18 protein-coding genes are annotated in these 19,567 nt (G+C 72.7%); 12 read left to right on the forward strand and 6 right to left on the reverse strand.

The window, feature by feature from the left end; translation table 11 throughout:
* Positions 1-13 precede the first annotated feature (13 nt).
* Together BJ968_RS17655 and glpX are read right to left on the reverse strand one after the other, a co-directional pair.
* Positions 14-940, reverse strand: coding sequence for a carbohydrate kinase family protein (locus tag BJ968_RS17655; protein WP_179754062.1), 927 nt, complete (start codon positions 938-940; stop codon positions 14-16).
* The gene (glpX, locus tag BJ968_RS17660) at positions 940-1,974 is read right to left on the reverse strand and encodes a class II fructose-bisphosphatase (protein ID WP_179754064.1); all 1,035 of its coding nucleotides are present in this window, start codon (positions 1,972-1,974) and stop codon (positions 940-942) included. The genes BJ968_RS17655 and glpX overlap by 1 nt, the downstream gene beginning before the upstream one ends.
* 121 nt (positions 1,975-2,095) lie before the next feature.
* Between glpX and BJ968_RS25900 the strand changes: the two genes are divergently transcribed.
* The gene (locus BJ968_RS25900) at positions 2,096-2,737 is read left to right on the forward strand and encodes a DUF4245 family protein (protein WP_179754066.1); all 642 of its coding nucleotides are present in this window, start codon (positions 2,096-2,098) and stop codon (positions 2,735-2,737) included.
* 108 nt (positions 2,738-2,845) lie between these two features.
* Here the strand turns inward: BJ968_RS25900 and BJ968_RS17670 are convergent, their stop codons facing one another.
* A complete protein-coding gene (locus BJ968_RS17670) occupies positions 2,846-3,070 on the reverse strand; it encodes an exodeoxyribonuclease VII small subunit (protein ID WP_179754068.1) in 225 nt (74 codons plus the stop codon).
* 9 nt (positions 3,071-3,079) lie between these two features.
* Positions 3,080-4,342, reverse strand: coding sequence for an exodeoxyribonuclease VII large subunit (gene xseA, locus BJ968_RS17675; RefSeq protein ID WP_343078096.1), 1,263 nt, complete (start codon positions 4,340-4,342; stop codon positions 3,080-3,082).
* A gap of 138 nt (positions 4,343-4,480) precedes the next feature.
* Here xseA and BJ968_RS17680 point away from each other — a divergent pair, with 138 nt between their 5' ends.
* From BJ968_RS17680 to ychF, 5 genes are all read left to right on the forward strand, one after another.
* Positions 4,481-5,491: a 4-hydroxy-3-methylbut-2-enyl diphosphate reductase gene (locus tag BJ968_RS17680; protein ID WP_179756926.1), complete on the forward strand. Its 1,011-nt coding sequence runs from the start codon at positions 4,481-4,483 to the stop codon at positions 5,489-5,491.
* Between the two features lie 464 nt (positions 5,492-5,955).
* Positions 5,956-6,549, forward strand: a complete 594-nt coding sequence (locus BJ968_RS17685; protein ID WP_218885138.1) for a serine O-acetyltransferase — start codon at positions 5,956-5,958, stop codon at positions 6,547-6,549.
* 44 nt (positions 6,550-6,593) lie between these two features.
* Positions 6,594-8,588, forward strand: a complete 1,995-nt coding sequence (locus BJ968_RS17690) for an HAD-IIIC family phosphatase (RefSeq protein ID WP_179754075.1) — start codon at positions 6,594-6,596, stop codon at positions 8,586-8,588.
* Entirely contained in the window at positions 8,585-8,821 is a 237-nt protein-coding gene (locus BJ968_RS17695) for a phosphopantetheine-binding protein (RefSeq protein ID WP_218885139.1), read from the forward strand. The genes BJ968_RS17690 and BJ968_RS17695 overlap by 4 nt, the downstream gene beginning before the upstream one ends.
* Before the next feature lie 25 nt (positions 8,822-8,846).
* The gene (gene ychF / locus BJ968_RS17700; RefSeq protein ID WP_179754077.1) at positions 8,847-9,932 is read left to right on the forward strand and encodes a redox-regulated ATPase YchF; all 1,086 of its coding nucleotides are present in this window, start codon (positions 8,847-8,849) and stop codon (positions 9,930-9,932) included.
* Positions 9,933-9,972: 40 nt separating this feature from the next.
* Here the strand turns inward: ychF and BJ968_RS17705 are convergent, their stop codons facing one another.
* Both BJ968_RS17705 and BJ968_RS17710 read right to left on the reverse strand, forming a co-directional pair.
* On the reverse strand, positions 9,973-11,070 hold the full coding sequence (locus tag BJ968_RS17705) for a tyrosine-type recombinase/integrase (protein WP_179754079.1): 1,098 nt from the start codon (positions 11,068-11,070) through the stop codon (positions 9,973-9,975).
* Positions 11,070-11,690, reverse strand: a complete 621-nt coding sequence (locus BJ968_RS17710; protein ID WP_179754081.1) for a helix-turn-helix domain-containing protein — start codon at positions 11,688-11,690, stop codon at positions 11,070-11,072. Before BJ968_RS17710 ends, BJ968_RS17705 begins: the two co-directional genes overlap by 1 nt.
* A gap of 107 nt (positions 11,691-11,797) precedes the next feature.
* Here BJ968_RS17710 and BJ968_RS17715 point away from each other — a divergent pair, with 107 nt between their 5' ends.
* The 6 genes from BJ968_RS17715 to BJ968_RS17740 all read left to right on the forward strand — a co-directional run bounded on the left by BJ968_RS17715 (position 11,798) and on the right by BJ968_RS17740 (position 19,447).
* Positions 11,798-11,989, forward strand: a complete 192-nt coding sequence (locus BJ968_RS17715; RefSeq protein ID WP_218885140.1) for a helix-turn-helix domain-containing protein — start codon at positions 11,798-11,800, stop codon at positions 11,987-11,989.
* The gene (locus BJ968_RS17720) at positions 11,986-13,044 is read left to right on the forward strand and encodes a phage/plasmid replication domain-containing protein (RefSeq protein WP_179754083.1); all 1,059 of its coding nucleotides are present in this window, start codon (positions 11,986-11,988) and stop codon (positions 13,042-13,044) included. The genes BJ968_RS17715 and BJ968_RS17720 overlap by 4 nt, the downstream gene beginning before the upstream one ends.
* 180 nt (positions 13,045-13,224) lie before the next feature.
* Positions 13,225-14,376: a hypothetical protein gene (locus BJ968_RS17725; protein WP_179754085.1), complete on the forward strand. Its 1,152-nt coding sequence runs from the start codon at positions 13,225-13,227 to the stop codon at positions 14,374-14,376.
* 272 nt (positions 14,377-14,648) lie between these two features.
* Positions 14,649-16,037, forward strand: a complete 1,389-nt coding sequence (locus BJ968_RS17730; protein WP_179754087.1) for an ATP-binding protein — start codon at positions 14,649-14,651, stop codon at positions 16,035-16,037.
* 118 nt (positions 16,038-16,155) lie between these two features.
* Positions 16,156-17,115 carry a manganese catalase family protein gene (locus tag BJ968_RS17735; RefSeq protein ID WP_179754089.1) on the forward strand — a complete coding sequence of 320 codons (960 nt, stop codon included), beginning with the start codon at positions 16,156-16,158 and terminating at the stop codon, positions 17,113-17,115.
* Between the two features lie 709 nt (positions 17,116-17,824).
* Positions 17,825-19,447 carry a peptide ABC transporter substrate-binding protein gene (locus tag BJ968_RS17740; RefSeq protein WP_179756932.1) on the forward strand — a complete coding sequence of 541 codons (1,623 nt, stop codon included), beginning with the start codon at positions 17,825-17,827 and terminating at the stop codon, positions 19,445-19,447.
* Positions 19,448-19,567 lie beyond the last annotated feature (120 nt).

Here is a 19,567-nt window from a genome sequence, read left to right on the forward strand (position 1 = left end):
CAGCGTGGGGGCCTCAGCCGCCGGCCGCGAGTTCAGCGCGCGTGGGCGGGTTGGCCCCCGCCCGTGAGCACGTGATGGACGCCGACCGGACCGCCGTGGTCACCAGGTCCTCGCACGTGCGCAGGTCCAGGTGCCGCAGCCGCGGCAGCGCCGCGCCGCCGAGGAGGCCGTGCTCGGCCAGGGCGTGCAGCAGGCCGGACATGAAGGCGTCGCCCGCCCCGACGGTGTCGACGACGTCGACCGCCGGGGCCGGCACGTGCAGGGTCGCCGCGCCGCAGACCGCCACCGCGCCCGCGCTGCCGCGGGTCACCACGACCAGCGCCGGCCCGCGCGCCTGCCAGCGGCGGGCCACGGCCTCGACGTCCTCACCGGGCAGCAGCCAGTCCAGGTCCTCGTCGGAGGCCTTGACGACGTCGGCGGCCTCGACGAACTCCTCCACCCGGGCCAGGGCCTGCGCGGGGGAGTCGAAGAACGCCGGGCGCACGTTCGGGTCGTAGCTCGTCGTGGCCCGCCCGCGCACCGAGCGCAGCAGCTCCAGCGCCGAGTCCGCACCGGGGGCCACCGCCGCCCCGATCGACCCCGTGTGCACCAGCGCGACCCCCTCGGGCAGCGGCGTGTCCGGCAGCCGCCACACCAGGTCGAACTCGTACGTGGCCTTCCCCTCGGCGTCGACCTCGGCGCGGGCCGTCGACGTCGCCTCGCCGTCCACGGCCCCCGGCAGCAGGCGCACCGAGCCGGCGGCCAGGTGCTCGCGCAGCAGCCGCCCGTGCGCGTCGTCCCCCAGCCGGGTCAGCAGCGCCACGTCGTGCCCGAGCCGGCCCAGGCCGTAGGCGACGTTGAGCGGCGACCCGCCGGGGTGCTCGGCGCTCGCGTCCTCGCCGGCGCGGTGGACGACGTCGACGAGGGCCTCGCCGACGACGACGCTCGAGGGGGCCCCCATCAGCGCGGCCCGGTGAAGTCGATGGCCGAGTACGCCTGCAGCTTCGAGAGGCGGTGCTCGCTCTCGACCTTGCGGATCGTGCCGGACTTGGAGCGCATGACGATGCTGGAGGTGGTGATGGTGTCCCCCCGGTAGCGGACGCCGGAGACCAGCTCGCCGTCGGTGATGCCCGTCACGACGAAGTAGACGTTGTCGCTGGCGACGAGGGTCTGGGTGTCCAGCACCGCGTCCAGGTCGTGGCCGGCGTCGAGCGCCTTCTGCTTCTCCTCGTCGTCGCGCGGGGCCAGCCGGCCCTGGATCGCCCCGCCCAGGCAGTGCATGGCGCAGGCGCTGATGATCCCCTCGGGCGTGCCGCCGATGCCCAGCAGCAGGTCCACCCCGGTGCCCTCCCGGGCGGCCATCACGGCGCCGGCGACGTCGCCGTCGGAGATGAACTTGATGCGGGCGCCCGCGTCGCGGACCTCCTGGGCCAGCTGCGCGTGCCGGGGCCGGTCCAGGATGCAGACGGTGACGTCCTCGACCCAGCGCTTCTTGGCCCGGGCCAGGCGGCGGACGTTCTCGCGCACGGGCAGGCGGATGTCGACGACGTCGGCGGCCTCGGGCCCCACGGCGAGCTTGTCCATGTAGAACACCGCCGACGGGTCGTACATGGTGCCCCGCTCGGCGACGGCCAGGACGGCGACGGCGTTGGGCATGCCCCGCGCGGTCAGCGTGGTGCCGTCGATGGGGTCCACGGCCACGTCGCACTCGGCCCCGGAGCCGTCCCCGACGCGCTCGCCGTTGTAGAGCATGGGGGCGTTGTCCTTCTCGCCCTCGCCGATGACGACGGTGCCGTTCATGGAGACGGTGCCGATGAGGGTGCGCATGGCGTTGACGGCGGCGCCGTCGGCCTTGTTCTTGTCCCCGCGCCCGACCCAGCGGCCGCCGGCCATGGCGGCGGCCTCGGTCACGCGGACCAGCTCCATCGCCAGGTTGCGGTCGGGGGCCTCGTCGCGGACGGCCAGGGCGGGGGGGAGCGCGGTGTGCTGGGACATGGGCTGGGACCTCCTGGGGCGGTCGCCGTGCGCACGGCGGGCTTGCGGGATCCGGTGCCCCCGGGCGGGCCTCCGGCGACGGTCGTCGTCGGCTGCCGACTCTATCCGTCACCATGGGGGCGTGAGCACGACCGGTAGCCCCTCCGACCCCTCGCCCGCGCCCGCCGCCGCGACCGCGCCGGGGGAGGACGCCCGCGGCGTCCCCCGCCAGCGCCGCTCGGAGGGGAACGTGCAGTCGATGGTCATCTCGATGCTCGTGATCCTGGCGATGGTCGCCGTGGTCGTGTGGCTGCTGCCGCGGCCCAACGCCATCGAGCAGCCGGCCGTCGACGTCGCCAACGCGGCCTCCGGCGCGGTCTCCGAGCTGCCGTTCAACCCCGTCGTGCCCGACGGCCCGCAGGGCTGGACGGCGACCTCGGCGAACGTCAACCGCTCCACCGACGGCGTCACCACCTGGCACGTCGGCTACCGCACCGACGACGGGGACTACCTGGCGCTGGAGACGGCCCGCGACACCACGCGGACGTGGCTGCGGGCGCAGACGCAGAGCGGGGAGGCCGACGGTGAGCAGACCATCGGCGGCGAGGTCTGGCAGCGGTACCTGCAGGAGGACCGGGCCCGCTACTCCCTCGTGCGCACCCAGGACGGGCAGACGCTGCTCGTGACCGGGGAGGGCGGCTACGACGTGCTGGCCGAGCTGGTGACGGCGGCCGAGGCGGGGTGGGCCGCGGCGGGCACGCCCTGGGGCGTCAAGCCCGCCTGACCACCACCGTGCTCGATCACCGCTGTGCTTGATCACCGCGGTTAGCCTTTCGGTGATCAAGCACTCCTGTGATCGAGCACTCCCGGGGGCGGGTGCTGTCCGGGGCGCTCAGTCCTCGGCGGCCGGGTCCTCGCCGCGGGCGGCGTCCAGGCGCTCGCGGGCCCCGTCGAGCCACTGCTGGCAGCGGTCGGCGAGGGCTTCGCCGCGTTCCCACAGCGCCAGCGCCTCCTCCAGCCCCGTGCCCCCGGTCTCGAGCCGGCGCACCACGTCGGCGAGCTCGTCGCGGGCCTGCTCGTAGCTGAGTTCGGAGGGGGCGGTCGCTTCGTCGGGCACCCGGCGAGGCTACCCAGCCTCCCCGGCCGTCGCGGCCACCTCCCCGTCGGGCAGCCGGATCCGCAGCCGGGTCCCCTCGGGGGCGTCCTGCGGGGTGCGCACCAGGGAGCCGTCGGGGCGCTGGACGACGGCGTAGCCGCGCAGCAGCGTCGAGCGCGGGGACAGCGCCCGCACGCTGGCCCGCAGGTGGTCGACGTCGACGCGCGCCCGGTCCAGCCGGTGCCCCAGCCCCCGCCGGGCCCGTTCCCGCAGCGCGTCGACCTCGTCCCGGCGCGCGTCGAGCAGGACGTGCGGGGCGGCCAGCACGGGCCGCGACCGCAGCGCGGCCAGGGCGTGCTCCTCCTGCTCCAGGCGGCCGGTGACCGCGCGGCGGGCCCGCGCCCGCAGCTGGCGCACTCCGGCGAGCTCCTCGGCCACGTCGGGCACGACGAGCCGGGCCGCGTCGGTGGGGGTGGAGGCGCGCACGTCGGCGACGAGGTCCAGCAGCGGGGAGTCGACCTCGTGCCCGATGGCGGACACGACCGGGGTGCGGGTGCCCGCCACGGCCCGCACGAGCGCCTCGTTGCTGAAGGGCAGCAGGTCCTCGACGCTGCCGCCGCCGCGGGCGATGACGACGACGTCGACGTCGGGGTCGGCGTCGAGCTCGGCGAGCGCCGCGACGACCTCGGTGACGGCGTGCGGGCCCTGGACGGCGACCTCGCGGACCTCGAAGCGCACTGCGGGCCAGCGCAGCCGGGCGTTCTCCACGACGTCGCGCTCGGCGGCCGAGGCCCGCCCGCAGACCAGCCCGACGGTGCGCGGCAGGAACGGCAGCTCCTGCTTGCGCGAGGCGTCGAAGAGGCCCTCGCTGCGCAGGACGCGCTTGAGGTGCTCCAGCCGGGCCAGCAGCTCCCCGACGCCGACGGGGCGGACGTCGTCGGCGGCCAGGCTCAGCGACCCCCGCTTGGCGAAGAACTCCGGCTTGGCGTGCACGACGACGCGGGTGCCGTGGGCCAGGCCGTCGGGCAGGGTCTCGCGCAGCCGGCCCAGCACGCGGCGGGTGATGGTGACGGGCAGCGACATGTCGGTGTCGGCGTCGCGCAGCGTGACGAAGACGACGGAGGCGCCGGGCCGGTCGTTGACCTGCACGACCTGCCCCTCGACCCACGTCCAGGGCATCCTGGCGATGTAGGCGTCCATCTTGGCCGCGAGCAGCCGCACGGGCCACGGGTTCTCCGCCGTCGTCTCCCCGGCGGAGGTCGGTCGGCGCACGGGCGGGTCAGCGGCGGGCACCGGCCCATCCTCCCAGCCGCCGGCCCGCTCCGGAGGCGCCCCGGCCCGGCGCCGGGGCCGACTTACCATGGGGGCGTGACCCGGACCGTGACGGACCCCGTGGCCCCCGCGGCCGACGACTGCAACGACACCGCGCTGCTGGGCGCCCCCGCGGCGCGGGCGGCCTGGGACGGCGGCAAGCGCGTCCTGCTCGCGGCGCCCCGGGGGTACTGCGCCGGGGTGGACCGCGCGGTCGTCGCGGTGGAGAAGGCGCTCGACCTCTACGGCGCGCCCGTCTACGTGCGCAAGGAGATCGTCCACAACAAGCACGTCGTCAGGACGCTGCAGGCCCGCGGGGCGGTCTTCGTCGACGAGACCGACGCGGTCCCCGAGGGCGCCCACCTCGTCTTCTCCGCCCACGGCGTGAGCCCGGCCGTGCGCGAGGCCGCGAAGGCCCGTTCGCTGCAGACCATCGACGCCACCTGCCCGCTGGTCACCAAGGTGCACAAGGAGGCCGTCCGCTTCGCCCGGCAGGACGCCGAGATCCTCCTCATCGGCCACACCGGCCACGAGGAGGTCGAGGGCACGGCGGGGGAGGCGCCCGACCACATCACGATCGTCGACAACCCCGACGTCGCCGACCGCATCGAGGTCAAGGACCCCGACAACCTCGTGTGGCTGTCGCAGACGACGCTGAGCGTGGACGAGACGATGGAGACCGTGCGCCGGCTGCGGCAGCGGTTCCCGAACCTGCAGGACCCGCCCAGCGACGACATCTGCTACGCCACGTCGAACCGGCAGGTCGCGGTCAAGAAGATCGCCCCCGAGGCGGAGCTGGTCATCGTCGTGGGCAGCGCGAACTCCTCGAACTCGGTGCGGCTGGCCGAGGTCGCCCTCGACGCCGGTGCCCGGGCCGCGCACCGCGTCGACGACGCCGGGGAGATCGACGACGCGTGGTTCGAGGGCGTGACGACCGTCGGGCTGACCTCGGGCGCCTCGGTGCCGGAGGTCCTGGTCCAGGAGGTGCTCGCGCACCTGCGCGAGCGCGGCTACGGCGCGGTCGAGGAGGTCACGACGGCGATGGAGGACCTGCAGTTCGCGCTGCCGACGGACCTGCGCCGCGACCTCAAGGCGGGGGGCCGCCGCTCCCTGCCGGTCACCCCCGTCTGACCGGCCCGGCCGCCGCCCCGGCGGCCGCCGAAGCCTCTGCCGGGACGGGCGCGACGACGACGTCGAGAGCCCGTGCACGCCCCGGTCGCCGGCCGCGGCCGGTCCGACGACGCCCCGCACGGTCGCGGAGCGTCGTCGACTGCTCCGGACGGGTGGAACCGCCCGGGGTTCCCCGGTGTCCGCCGTGGCCCCGTGATCGACCCCTTCCTCACGCTGAGTGATGATTCAGGACGCTTAGTCACCAAGTTGAGGGTTCGAGTTCTCCCCCTGCGCGCCAACGCTTCCCGCCCCTCGACGCCCACGGCGGGAGGGTGTTCGCTGGTGTCGCACGGACGGCGCGCCGTCGGTGGGGGGCGGCGGGGCCGGGTCCGGTCCCGGCTACAGTGACGCCACGTGAGAGTTGACGCGGGGCGATGACGGGGGGCGACGTGGGGCACGACAGTCGAGGCGGTCTGCGGCACGGCGTGGGAGCGGCGGAGGCGGCCAGCACGGCACCGCTGCGCACGCTGCTGCGCGAGGACTTCGAACGCCACTCCCGGTCCCTGGTGCACCCGGGCCTGCACGCCCTCGTCGTCCACCGCATCGGGTTCTGGGGCCTGTCCCAGCCCGCGCCCGTGCGCCGGGCGGTCAAGGTGGCGCACCGGCTCGTCAACCGGCTCGTCATCCAGAACCTCTACGGCACCGAGATCGCCGACGAGGCGATCATCGGCCGGCGGGTCGCCATCGGCCACCACCAGGCCGTGCAGATCCCCGCGTTCGCCGTGATCGGCGACGACTCGACCCTGCGGTCGGGCATCACCATCGGGTTCACCGACGGCGCCGAGACCCGGCGCGAAGCCGTCCCGCACATCGGCCGCGACGTCTCCATCGGGCCCGGTGCGGTCCTCGTCGGGGCCATCACCGTCGGCGACGGCGCCCAGATCGGGCCCAACGCCAACGTCAGCACGGACGTGCCGGCCGGGGCCACGGCCTTCGCCCCGCCCGCCCGCATCCTGCGACCGCAGGCGCGCGCCCAGGGAGCGCAGCGCGCCGAACCGGACCACACGCGCACCGCCTGAGCCCTGACCGCGTCAGGGCGCACGGCCACGAGGGGGGACCAACGATGACGCGCGACGCGATCCGGGACGCGCTGGCCGCCGTGGGGACCACACCGGTCCCGGCGGCCCGCGCGTGCCTGGACCTGGCCAGGGCCTTCGCCGACGCCGGCGAGCCGCGCCGCGCGGCGCAGTGGGCGTTCGCGGCCACCGACGCCGCCGTGACGGGGGCCGGTTCCGACTTCGCCACCTGGCTCGGCGCGAACCGGGTCTGGCGGTCGGTGCGCGCCGACCTCCCACCGGCCCCGCGCCGGGCGAAGGTCGCCGTGCTCGGCAGCTACACCACGACCCAGCTCACCCAGCTGCTGCCGCTGGCCTGCGCCCGCGCCGGGGTCGAGGTGGAGGTCCACGAGTGCGGGTACGGGCAGTTCCGCACCGAGCTCCTCGACCCCACCAGCGCGCTGCACGCGTTCGACCCCGACGTCGTCGTCCTCGCCGTCGACGCCGCCGCGGTCGACCTGCCGGCGACGAGCGAGGACCCCGAGGCCGCCGTCGAGGCCGAGCTGGCGAACTGGACGAGGCTGTGGGACCTGGCCACCGCGCGCTTCGGCGCCCGCGTCGTCCAGCACGGCGTCGTCCTGCCCGCCGACGTCGCCCTCGGGCACCTGGCCGTCAGGACCCCCGGTTCGCGCTACGCCGTGCTCCAGCGCTTCGCCCGGCGCCTCGGTGAGGAAGCCGGGGCCCGGGCGGCGCAGGGGATCGGCGTCGTCGACTGCGAGCGCCTGGCGGCCACGGTCGGCAAGCGGAACTGGACCGACCCGCGGTACGTGCACGCCGCCAAGCAGTCCGTGGCCCTCGGGGCGGTCCCGCTGCTGGCCCAGCACACCGCCGCCGTCATCGGCGCGCAGCTCGGCCGGTCCCGCAAGTGCCTCGTCCTCGACCTCGACGGCACGCTGTGGGGCGGGGTCCTCGGTGAGGTCGGGCCGCACGGCATCGAGGTCGGCCACGGCGCCCGCGGGGAGGCGTTCAGCGCCTTCCAGCGCTACGTCCTCGACCTCAAGGCCAAGGGCGTCGTCCTCGCCGTCAGCTCCAAGAACGACGAGGCCCACGTGCGGGAGGCGTTCGAGCGCAACCCCGACGTGCTCGTGCGCCTCGACGACATCGCCGTCCTGAAGGCGAACTGGGACGACAAACCCACCGCAGTGCGCGAGATCGCCGCGACCCTGGGCATCGGCGAGGACGCGCTCGTGTTCGTCGACGACAACCCCGCCGAGCGCGAGGCCGTGCGCGACCTGGTGCCCGGCGTCGACGTCGTCGCCCTGCCCGCCGAACCCTCCGGGTACGTCGCGGCGCTCGCGGCGTACCCGTTCTTCGAGACCGACGCCCTGACCGCGGAGGACACCGCCCGCACGGCGCAGTACCGGGCACGGGCCCGGGCCGTGCAGGCCCGGGAGCAGGCCGGGACCCTGGAGGAGTACCTGGCCTCCCTCGACATGCACGCCGAGGTCAGCGCGCTCGGCCCGGAGAACCTCGCCCGGGTCGTCCAGCTGCTCGGCAAGACCAACCAGTTCAACCTCACGACGCGCCGGCACTCGCACGCCGACGTCGAGGCGGTGGCCGCCGACCCCGCGTGGACCACGTTCGTCGTGCGCGTGCGCGACCGCTTCGCCGACCACGGGATCGTCGCGGTGCTGCTCGCGCGCCGGGAGGGCGACGTGCTCGACGTCGACTCCTGGCTCATGAGCTGCCGCGTCATCGGGCGCACGCTCGAGGACGAGGTCTTCGCGGTCCTCGTCGGGGCCGCGGAGGCGTCGGGGGCGAGGACCGTGCGGGGGACGTACGTCCCGACCGCGAAGAACGCGCAGGTCGCCGGGCTCTACGAACGGCTCGGCTGCCGGCTCGTGGGACGGGACGAGGACGGGACGACGCACTGGGAGCTGGCGCTGCCGGCCACGGTCGCGACGCCCGGCCTGGTCGCCGTCGAACGGGTCGTCGACCTGCACGGACCGGCCGTGCCGACCGCACGGGACCAGCAGGGCGAGACGGTGAGGAGCGCACGGTGAACGACGTCGACGACCGCATGCTGCAGGTGTTCCGGGAGGTGCTCGGCCGCGACGAGGTCGAGCTCACCGACTCCACGACCGCCGCGGACGTGCCGGGCTGGGACTCCCTGGCCCACATCAACATCATGTACTCCCTGGAGGCGGAGTTCGGGGTGCGGTTCTCCGACGAGCAGCTCACCTCGTTCCAGGACGTGGGGCAGCTGCGGCGCTTCCTCGTCGCCGAGGCCGGGTGAGCGCAGACGGTAGGCTCCTGTTCCCGTGGCTCTCACCATCGGCATCGTCGGACTGCCCAACGTCGGCAAGTCCACGCTCTTCAACGCCCTGACCAAGAACGACGTGCTCGCGGCGAACTACCCGTTCGCCACCATCGAGCCCAACGTCGGGGTCGTGGCGCTGCCCGACCCGCGGCTGGACAGGCTCGCGGAGGTCTTCTCCAGCGAGAAGACCGTGCCCGCGACGGTGTCCTTCGTCGACATCGCCGGGATCGTCAAGGGCGCCAGCGAGGGTGAGGGGCTGGGCAACAAGTTCCTCGCCAACATCCGCGAGGCCGACGCGATCTGCCAGGTGACGCGCGCGTTCGCCGACCCCGACGTCGTGCACGTCGCCAACCGGGTGGACCCGGCCGACGACATCGCCACGATCCACACCGAGCTGGTGCTGGCCGACCTGCAGACCCTCGAGCGCGCCGTCCCGCGCCTGGAGAAGGAGGTCAAGGGCAAGAAGACCGACGCGGCCGTGCTCAAGGCCGCCGAGGCCGCGTCCAAGGTCCTGGACTCCGGCCGTCCCCTGTCGGCCGCGACGAAGGCCGACGACGTCGACGTGGCGCTCCTGAAGGAGCTGGGGCTGCTGACCACCAAGCCGTTCATCTACGTCTTCAACGTCGACGAGACCGTCCTGGGCGACGAGGCCCGCAAGCAGGAGCTGCGCGACCTGGTGGCCCCGGCCGAGGCCGTGTTCCTCGACGCCAAGCTGGAGTCCGAGCTCGTGGAGCTGTCCGCCGAGGAGGCCGCCGAGCTGCTGGAGTCGGTGGGGCAGAACGAGTCCGGCCTGGACCAGCTCGCCCGCGTCGGCTTCGCCACGCTGGGTCTGCAGACCTACCTGACGGCCGGCCCGAAGGAGTCGCGGGCCTGGACCATCCGCAAGGGGTGGACCGCCCCGCAGGCCGCGGGCGTCATCCACACCGACTTCCAGCGCGGGTTCATCAAGGCCGAGGTCGTCTCCTTCGACGACCTGGTCGCCGCGGGGTCGATGGCCGAGGCCAAGGCCGCCGGCAAGGTGCGCATCGAGGGCAAGGAGTACGTCATGGCGGACGGGGACGTCGTGGAGTTCCGCTTCAACGTCTGACTGAGGGCCTCCGTGGGCTTCTGACCTGCAGCGATGCTTGTCAGGCGCTCGCGGAGGCCGTCCCCAGGCCGTCGAGCACCTCAGACCAGGCGTCGTCGACCGCTTTCCGGGTCCTTGCTTCGCTGTTGGGCATGAGGTGACCGTAGGTCGTCATGACCAGGGTCGCGTTCTCGTGCCCCAAGCGTTCCGCGACGGCGACCAGGCTCTCTCCGCGCTCGATGAGCACGGAGGCGTAGTGGTGGCGGAGGTCGTGGGACGTCGTCCCCTTCGGCAGCCCCGCCTTGTGGACGGCCTTCTTGAAGATCGTCGTTCCGTAGTAATCCCGGCGGTAGAACTGACCGAACCGCGTGTGGAACAGCGTGCCGTCCTCCGCGGGAGGAAAGGTGGCGATGTGCCGGCTCAGCGCTTCCGCGACCACACGGGGGAGCGGGATCGTTCGGTGCGACGTCGGGGTCTTCACGTCCACCAGCGATCGCGTCTCGTCGTCCGTCTGCCAGTCGATGCGTACGGTCTGGTGGAGGAAGTCGACGTCCTCGAGGCGCAGGGCCAGCAGTTCCCCGATCCGGAGACCAAGACCCGCCTGCACCAGCACCATGGCCTCGTTGCGGGGCGGCATGGCGCTGGCGAGACCGACCACCTGCTGCACGGTCAAGGGCACGACCCGTTCAGGACGGGACGCGGGCAGAGTCAGCTTGATCGCAGGCGACGTCCCGATGAGCCGGTCCTGCGCCGCTGCGGTGAACACGCTGCGGATGAGGCTGACGAGGTTGTCCAAGGTGGACGGGGCGAGCCTGGCGGCCCGGTCGCTGACCCACGCCTGCACGTCGGAGGGTAGGACGGAGGCCAGCCGGCGTTCCCCGAGGGCCGTTCCGGCGATGTGGTTGTTGATGTTGCTCGCCGTCCGTCGTGCGCTGGTCGGACGGTGAGGTCTGCCTTCCGCCCACTGCCGCGCGTACTCCAGCACCGTGGTCTTGTCGTGCGGATCGACGTACTGTCCGCGGAGCTGGTCGGCGTCGACCGTCGCGAGGAACTTGACCGCGTCCGTCTTCCGCTCGAAGGTCTTGGACCGTTCCCGTCCACCCGGCTCGTTCCAGCGCGCGCGGTAGCGCCCGGGTCCGCGCTTCTCGATGTGCGACATCAGCTCTCCCTCTCGGTCAGGCGTACGAGTTCCTCCTGGAGTCCCGCCAGGGCGCGGTGAGCCGCCTTGAGGCGGTTCTTCACGGACGTGCTCTCCATGCGGATGACGAGGTGGTCCGGCAGCACCGTGTTCTTCCACAGCACACGGGTGAGGGAGAGGATCTGCTCCTGCAGCGAGGTGAACCACTGCATCAGCGGTTCGCGGTCCAGTGCCCGCCACCACACGGGACGCTCGGCGTCGAAGTCGAGCCGGGACCGGACGATCTCCGTCTCGCCCCGCGCCTCGGCAGGAGTCCGCAGCGGTTCCACGCCCGTGGCCCACTGCCAGGCGGACCACGCCCAGACCTCGCACGCCGGGGTGACGGCGAACAGCTCGGACTCGTCGTCGGCGTCGGGCACCATCAGCCGCGCCGGGGACACGTTGAGCGCGACGGCGAAGGCGGCGAAGTCGTCGACGTCCACGCGACGGTCGCCGTTCTCCACCTTGGCGATGGCCGACGCGGCGAGGGGGCGTCCCAGCTCGGCCAGGCGGCCGGCGAGCTGCTGCTGCGACCATCCCCGGCGCTCGCGGACGGCTCGAATGTTCGTCGCGACCGTCGTGGCGACGGCCCCTTTCTCCACTGGCCTTGTACCCATGTTGGAAACATGCCATTCCTTCTTGACATGAGTCAACACCTGCGATCGACTGTGGTCATCTTCGGAGCACCGCACACCAACTTGGAGATTCCGTGGCTGACGACGTCCTCATGAGCCCGCAGCAGGTGGCCAGCTACCTGCAGATCCCCGTGACCACGCTGTACCAGTGGCGCCACCGTGGCGACGGTCCGCCCGCCGCGCGGGTCGGTCGCTACCTGCGCTACCGGGAGACCGACGTCCGCCGGTGGCTGGAGCAGCGGGTCCAGGCGTCGAACACCAGGTGAGCACGGACACCGCCGTCTACCGCGCCTCGTCCGCCAGTCCCACTGACAGAAGGCAGCTCTCCCCAGCATCCGGGGTAGCGCTCGACACGGTCACGGTCGTCGGAGCGACCACCACCAAGTTGGTCAGGGAGCTGGAGAACCACGGCCGGTCCCGGCTCGGGCACGAGTGGGGCAGCGAGTACGTGCTGATCGGTGACGGCCGTGCGCACCTCTCAGCGACGACCAGGGGCGAGACCCCCACCGTCCGGTTGGAGTGGTCCGTCGCGGAGATGCTCGACGGGCACAACATCTACCCGATGGAGGCCGCGCTCCTCCCCGATGCCGTCGACGCAGCTCTGACCGACCTCGGTCGGCGGTTCCCGGACGTCCCGGTCATCGACGACGTCGAGCTGTACCGGATCGACATCTCCAAGAACTACGTCGTGGAGTCCACGTCGACCACCATGGCCAACATCGCCCGCGTCCCCCTCGTGTTCGCCAAGTACGACAGCCGCCACTACCGCGACGGATGCCTGCAGTCCATGAGCAGGGGCAGCAAGACCCAGTGGATCGCCCGCACGTACAACAAGGGCGTGCAGATGCGTGAGAAGGCGGCGATCACCCAGGACAAGACGCAGGCCGCCGTCCTGTTGGCGCTCGCGGACGTCATGGACGAGGTCCTGCGCGTGGAGCTGCAGGCGCGGCGCGGTGTCTTGCTGCGACGCCGCATCCAACGGATCATGGATGCGACACCGCAGGCGCTGGACGCGCTGGCGCGAGAGCTGTTCACCAACGGCAGGCTGGACGTCACGACGGGGGGCAAGCTCGTGCTCGCGCAGAGGCTGCTGGAAATCGGCCCGGAGCTGACGGACGCGCAGATGCGAGCCGTGCAGCTCTACCTCTTCCACCGCACGACCGGGACCCCGTTCCCCGGCTGCCGGCACAGCTACGAGGACGGGCGTCGCTTCGCGAACAAGTACAACCTGCTCGCCCTGTCCATGATCGAGGACATCGAGCCTCACCGACTCGTCTGGGACGATGGGGTCGAGCTGGTCGGGAGTGCCGCACTCGCCTGACCCCCCCGTTTACCGGGGTGCCGCTCCTGGTCGGAGGGGGCTCCTACGGCTGGTGCTCTCTCGCGATGCCGCCGCTCGAAAAAAGTGCCGCGTTAACGCCCGTTGCCGCGGTACGCGGCATCTCGGGCCTTCGTCCGGTTGGTGCTGCCGCCCCGCAGCACGACAGGTCAGGATGGCGGGGTGTGGGACACGTGGCAGGAGGAGATGGAGCACTGGAGTCAGCAGCGGTGGGGGCAATGGTTCGACGAGCACGAGCAGCAGAGGGTGGCGGAGCGGGAGCGGTCACGACGCGAGGCTGTCGAGCGGAGGTTGCGGATCGAGCAGCGGTGGACGCCGTCGGGCGATCCGGAGCGCGACGCCCAACAGCGCTCGGAGCTGTATCACCAGGACCGGCTGGAACACCCCCACAGCATTCGGCGTGAGTGGGAGGAGCAGCAGGCGCTGCGCCGGCAAGAGGTGCTCACCTACCCCACGCTTCCTCTGCGCCACCACACCGACCTGCAACGCCCCGAGGGCGTCCCCGAGCAGCAGGACCCTCGGACGGTCGGCTTCGGCCCCAGCGGAGAGGCCCTAGCCCTGTGGGGGGAGACCAGCGAAAGGGCAACGCACCTCAGCCGGTACGACTGCGACGGTCAGCTCAGCGCGAGCATGCCGTTGGAGACGGTGCCCTGGGCCTTCCACGTGCAGCCGCTGCCGCACGGGCAGGTGCTGGTCGTCGAAGCCGGTGGTCCCCGCGCCGCTGTCCACGACGGGGTGGGCCGTCTGGTGCGGACCATCGATGTCGGTCGCGGCGTGACCCGCGTGCTCAGCACCGTCGAGGGCCAGGTGTGGATCGGCTACGACAAGGAGTCCCCGCGCGATCACTACTTCAGCCAACACGGCTTGGTCCGCTTCGGCGCCGACCTGACTCCCCACTGGCGCTATCCCCTGAGCACTGCGCTGCCGGACATCTACGACTGCCTCGTCCTCAATGTCGACGGCGAGGCGGCGTGGACGTACAGCTGGACCTCCTTCCACCTCGTTGGTGTCCACGCTGGGCAGGCTCAGGATCATGGCCGTGTCCCGGTCGACCACGCCCGTGCGGTGCTCGTTGCCGATGACCAGGCTGCGACGATCAGCGGCTACGGCGGTGAGGACGACGTCCTCACCCCGCTCCGGCTCGCCACGGATTCCATCTGGTTGGCGGGGTCACCGGCGCGGCTGGTGCTGCCAGGTGGCGCGGACCTGCCCCGGGCGCGGTACACCAGCCGCGGCCCCGACCTGCACGCCGTGATCGGCACTGCTTGGTACCGCCTGAGCCTGGATGACGTCGGGAGCAGGTGGGTGATCTGACGACGCCAGGCCGTCGCCAGGCCGTCGCCAGGCCGTGAGACGCACCTAAGCCGTGGCAGACGTCGACAAGCGCTGCGCAACGTTCTTGCAGGTCAGGCGGTAGGTCAGAGGATCACCGCAGGTGAGGCCGGCCGAGCCCCGTGTTCCGCTTCAACGTCTGACCGGGGTCCCCGCGGGCCTGCGGCGTGCCGGCGGGTCGCGGCACCGCCCAGCTCCGGCGCGCGGGCACACGGAGCGCCGCTCGAAGGTGACAGACTGTGGCAGTGGGGAGCGTGACCAGTGGCGGCGCAGGGCGGCCGTGCAGCCACCGGCTGACGCTGGAACCCGACCCGGGTGCGGCCCGCCGGGCCCGCCGCTTCGTCCGGGAGTCCCTGGCCGCGGCCGGGCGGCCGGAGTGGGTCGACGCCGGGGAGCTGGCGGTCAGCGAGCTGGTGACCAACGCGGCCCTGCACGCCCGCACGACCGTCGAGGTCGGCGTCGAGGTGCACCCCGACCACGCGCGGGTCGAGGTCCGCGACTTCAACCTCACCCAGCCGTCGCAGCGCCACTACGGGCAGCAGGCCACCACCGGGCGCGGCATGGCGCTGGTGGCCTCGGTGAGCAGCGGGTGCGGCACCACCAGCCTGCCCGACGGCAAGGTGGTCTGGTTCGAACTGCGCACCCCGGACCACGAGCCGTCCGAGGAGGACCTGCTCGCGGCCTGGGACGAGGAGCAGTGGGACGTCGCCGACGGGTTCACGGCCCGCGCCGCCGACGGGGACCGGCCCGAACCCGACGCGTCGCCGCGGCGGGTCCAGCTGGTGGGGATCCCGCCCACGCTGTGGCTGGCCGCCCGCGAGCACCACGACGCGCTGCTGCGGGAGCTGACGCTCTACCTGGCCACCCACGCCGAACCCGTCGTCGACCTGGCCGCGGTGGAGGGGGCCCGCCAGTCCTTCTCCAACGCGGTGCTCGCCGCCGCCGAGCAGGCCCGGCGCACCGCGCCGGACCCCGTGCGGCTCAGCGGGCTGCCCGTCGCGCTGGAGGCCGTCGACCTGGACCTGCAGCTGCCGCCGTGGACGGGCCCGGCCGCCGCGGCCCTGCAGGACGCCCTGGACGCCGCCGAGGAGCTGGCCCGGCAGGGGCTGCTGCTGGCCCTGCCCGGCCAGGCCGAGGTCGTCGCCGTGCGGGACTGGGTGTGCGAGCAGGTGCAGAGCCAGTTGCAGGGCGCTCCCGCCCGCGCCTGGCAGGGGGCCCGGCACGAGCGGTTCGAGATCCCCGGGCACGAGCTGGCCCCGGAGGCCGCCGCGGCACTGGAGGAGGCCCTCACCGCCGTGCGCGAGGCCGCCGTGCGCAGCGGCCGGGGGTTCGTCGCCATCGACGCCGGCAGCCGCGTCCTGGCCGTCGACGACGCCCTGGCCGCCGCACTGGGCTGGGAGGTGGCCGAACTCGTGGGGCGCCGCGTGGTGGCGATCATCCCCCCGGCCCTGCGCGAGGCCCACGTCGCCGGGTTCAGCCGGCACCTGGGCACGGGGGAGTCCCGCGTCCTGGGCGCACCGCTGGTGCTCCCGGTCCTGCACGCCGACGGCCGCGAGATCCCCTGCGGGTTCCTCATCGAGCGCCGGCCGACGGCCGCGGGGCACTGGCTCTACCTGGCCTGGATCGAGCCCGTCGGCGCCTGAGGGGAGCGCCCGCCGTCGTGACCGGCGGGCGCTCCGGGTCGCGGCCGGCGTGGGGGAGGGGCAGGGTCGGGACTGCTGAACCGCAGCGCCGCGCACGTCCGACGTCGAGGAGGCCCCCGTGTACCTGCACGTCCAGAAGCTCATCCACGAGATCGCCGAGGACGAGCCGGACCCCGCGGCCGCCAACGCCCTGCAGGAGGGGCTCGGCGGTCAGTTCGGCGAGATGCGCACGATGATGCAGTACCTGTTCCAGTCGATGAACTTCCGCGGCCCGCAGGCCAAGCCGTACAAGGACCTGCTGCAGGGCATCGGCACCGAGGAGATCAGCCACGTCGAGCTGATCGGCACCACCATCGCGCGCCTGCTGGACGGGTCCCCCCGCTACCAGGGCAAGGACACCGACCCGCTGGACACCCCCGGCGCCGGTGGGGCGACCCCGCTGCAGAACGCGTTGAGCGACAGCAACATCCACCACTACCTCGTGGGTGCGCAGGGGGCGCTGCCGGTCGACGCGGCGGGCAACCCGTGGAGCGGCAGCTACGTGTACAACTCCGGCAACCTCGTGCTGGACCTGCTGTACAACCTGATGCTGGAGTCCACCGGCCGGCTGCAGAAGTGCCGCATCTACGAGATGAGCGCGAACAAGACGCTGCGCTCGACGGTGTCCTACCTCATCGTGCGCGACCAGGCGCACGAGAACGGCTACGCCAAGGCCCTGGAGACCCTGGGGGTGGACTGGCGCAAGCTGCTGCCGATCCCCAAGACCAACGCCGAGCGCTTCCCCGAGGTCAAGCAGATGGTGGACCTGGGCTGGCAGTCCAAGCAGTACACCTTCGACCTGACCGGGGCCTCGGAGGCGGCGAAGATCTACCGGGGCGCGTCGCCGTCGAAGGACGGCACCGAGCTGGACGGGACCGAGCAGGCCCCCGAGGGGGCTCCGCTGACCATCGCGCCCGAGCGGTACGAGGAGTTCGCCCCCGGGCTGGACCCCGAGCTCATCGAGCTGATCCAGGCCACGGCGGACCTGGAGATGGCCGAGCCGGTCATGACGTACGGACCGCTGGAGCAGGGGGCCTGACCCCCGCCGCGGGCGCGGCCGCGCCGTCGTGGCCGGCCGCGTCCCGCCCCAGCCCGACCCGTGGACCCCGCGGGCTCCGGGCCCGTTCCCACACCCGACCCGGTCCGGCCCGGCCCGTTCGGGTCCGTCGCGGAAACGATCAGGTCTCGATCCGGTGTCCGGTGGGGTGCGGTGGTGGGCCGGAGGGGTGGGGTGCGGGATGCTGCGCGGGCGGTGGGGTCGACGGGGATCCCACCGCTCCAGCCGTCCCGGCACCCCACCGGGTACCGTCGTGGGGGGTCGACGCGGCCCGTGACGATCCGCGAGGATCCACGACGACACGCGACGACGTTGCAACGACATCGTTACCTGCGGCCCCCAGCGGGCCGTCCGGGGCGCTGACCTGCGACGTCACCCTCCCGGCCCGTCGCAGAGCGTGATCCTTCGTGCGCGGAGAGCCTCCGGGTGGGGGGACACTGGGGGAGGGTGCGCTGCGCGGGCGGGGATCGCCGTTCACGTGCGTCAGGATTCGGGTTGACCGGGTGTTAACGTGCTGCCCGACCTGTAGCGGTGGACATCCTGCTCGTCAGGAGTCGCCTCAGATGGGCATCGTGCCCACCCAGTCACGCGTGCGAGGAGGAGTTCCACCTTGAGCAGCTTCGAGAAGGACGACCAGCCGGGCCAGCGCATCGGCGTCGTCACGGGGTCCGCGTTCAGCCGGCGCAACGGCCTGAAGGGCGTCCTGGGCATCGCGGCCCTGGCGACCCTGGCGGCGTGCGGCGGCAACGACGAGGACCAGGGTGGCTCCGGCGGTGGCGGCGGGACCGGCGGGACCGGTGGCGACGTCGTCGTCAACGGCGGTGAGCCGCAGAACAAGCTCATCCCCACCAACACCAACGAGGTCAACGGCGGCCGCCTGCTCGACTCGCTGTGGGCCGGTCTCGTCTACTACAAGGCCGACGGCACCCCCGAGAACGACATCGCCGAGTCGATCTCCTCCACCGACGCGCAGACCTACACCATCAAGATCAAGTCCGGCACGAAGTTCTCCGACGGCACCCCCGTGGCCGCCAAGAACTTCGTCGACGCCTGGAACTACGGCGCGCTGGGCACCAACACGCAGCTCTCCAGCTACTTCTTCCAGCCCATCGAGGGCTTCGACGCGGTCCAGTCCGACCCGCCCACCGCGCAGACGCTGTCGGGGCTGGCCGTCGTCGACGACACGACCTTCACGGTCAAGCTGGTCCAGCCGCAGTCCGACTTCCCGCTGCGCCTGGGCTACTCGGCCTTCTACCCGCTGCCGGACAACGCCTACGACGACATCGAGGCCTACGGCGAGAACCCCGTCGGCAACGGGCCGTACAAGCTCAAGGCCGAGGGCGCCTGGCAGCACAACGTCCGCATCGACTTCGTGCCGAACGAGAACTACGACGGCCCGCGCAAGGCGCAGAACGATTCCCTCGCCTTCGTCTTCTACGAGACCTACGACGCGGCCTACGCGGCGCTGCAGTCCGGCGACCTCGACGTCCTCGACAACATCCCGCCGTCGGCGCTGGCGACCTTCCAGGACGAGCTCGGCGACCGGGCCGTCAACCAGCCCTCCGCCGTCTTCCAGTCCTTCACCATCCCGCAGAAGCTCGCGCACTTCGAGGGCGAGGAGGGCAAGCTGCGCCGCCAGGCGATCAGCTACGCCATCGACCGCGCCGCCATCTGCAAGAGCGTCTTCAGCGACACCCGCACCCCGGCCAAGGACTTCACGTCCCCCGTCATCGCGGGGTACTCCGAGACGGTCCCCGGCAACGAGGTCCTGACGGCCGACGCGGCCAAGGCCAAGCAGCTGTGGCAGCAGGCCGACGCCATCTCCCCGTACACCGACACCTTCACCATCGGCTACAACGCCGACGGTGGTCACCAGGAGTGGGTCGACGCGGTGACGGCGCTGCTGCGCCAGACCCTGGGCATCAAGGCCGAGGGCGCGCCTTACCCGACGTTCGCCGCGCTGCGCACCGACGTCACCGACCGCACCATCAAGGGCGCCTTCCGCAGCGGCTGGCAGGCCGACTACCCGGGTCTGTTCAACTTCATCGGGCCCCTGTACGCCACGGGCGCGGACTCCAACGACGGGGACTACTCCAACCCCGAGGTCGACGCCAAGCTCAGCCAGGCCGAGTCGACCACCGACCAGGACGCGGCGAACAAGATCCTGCAGGAGGTCCAGACCATCCTGTTCGCGGACCTGCCGGCGATCCCGCTGTGGTACTCCAACGCCAGCGGCGGGTACGCCGAGAGCGCCTCGAACGTCGAGTTCGGCTGGAACAGCGTCCCGCTGTACTACCAGGTCACCAAGTCCTGACGTGAGGTCCGGGGGTGGGTCGGAGGTCCGGCCCACCCCCGTTCGCGCGTGCAGGTCCGGGCGCGACACTGAACACCGACGTTGACCGCCGGGCCGGCCCAGGGAGGCCGGTCCCCCGAG

The organism is Kineococcus aurantiacus (assembly GCF_013409345.1).
Taxonomy (GTDB): Bacteria; Actinomycetota; Actinomycetes; order Actinomycetales; family Kineococcaceae; genus Kineococcus; species Kineococcus aurantiacus.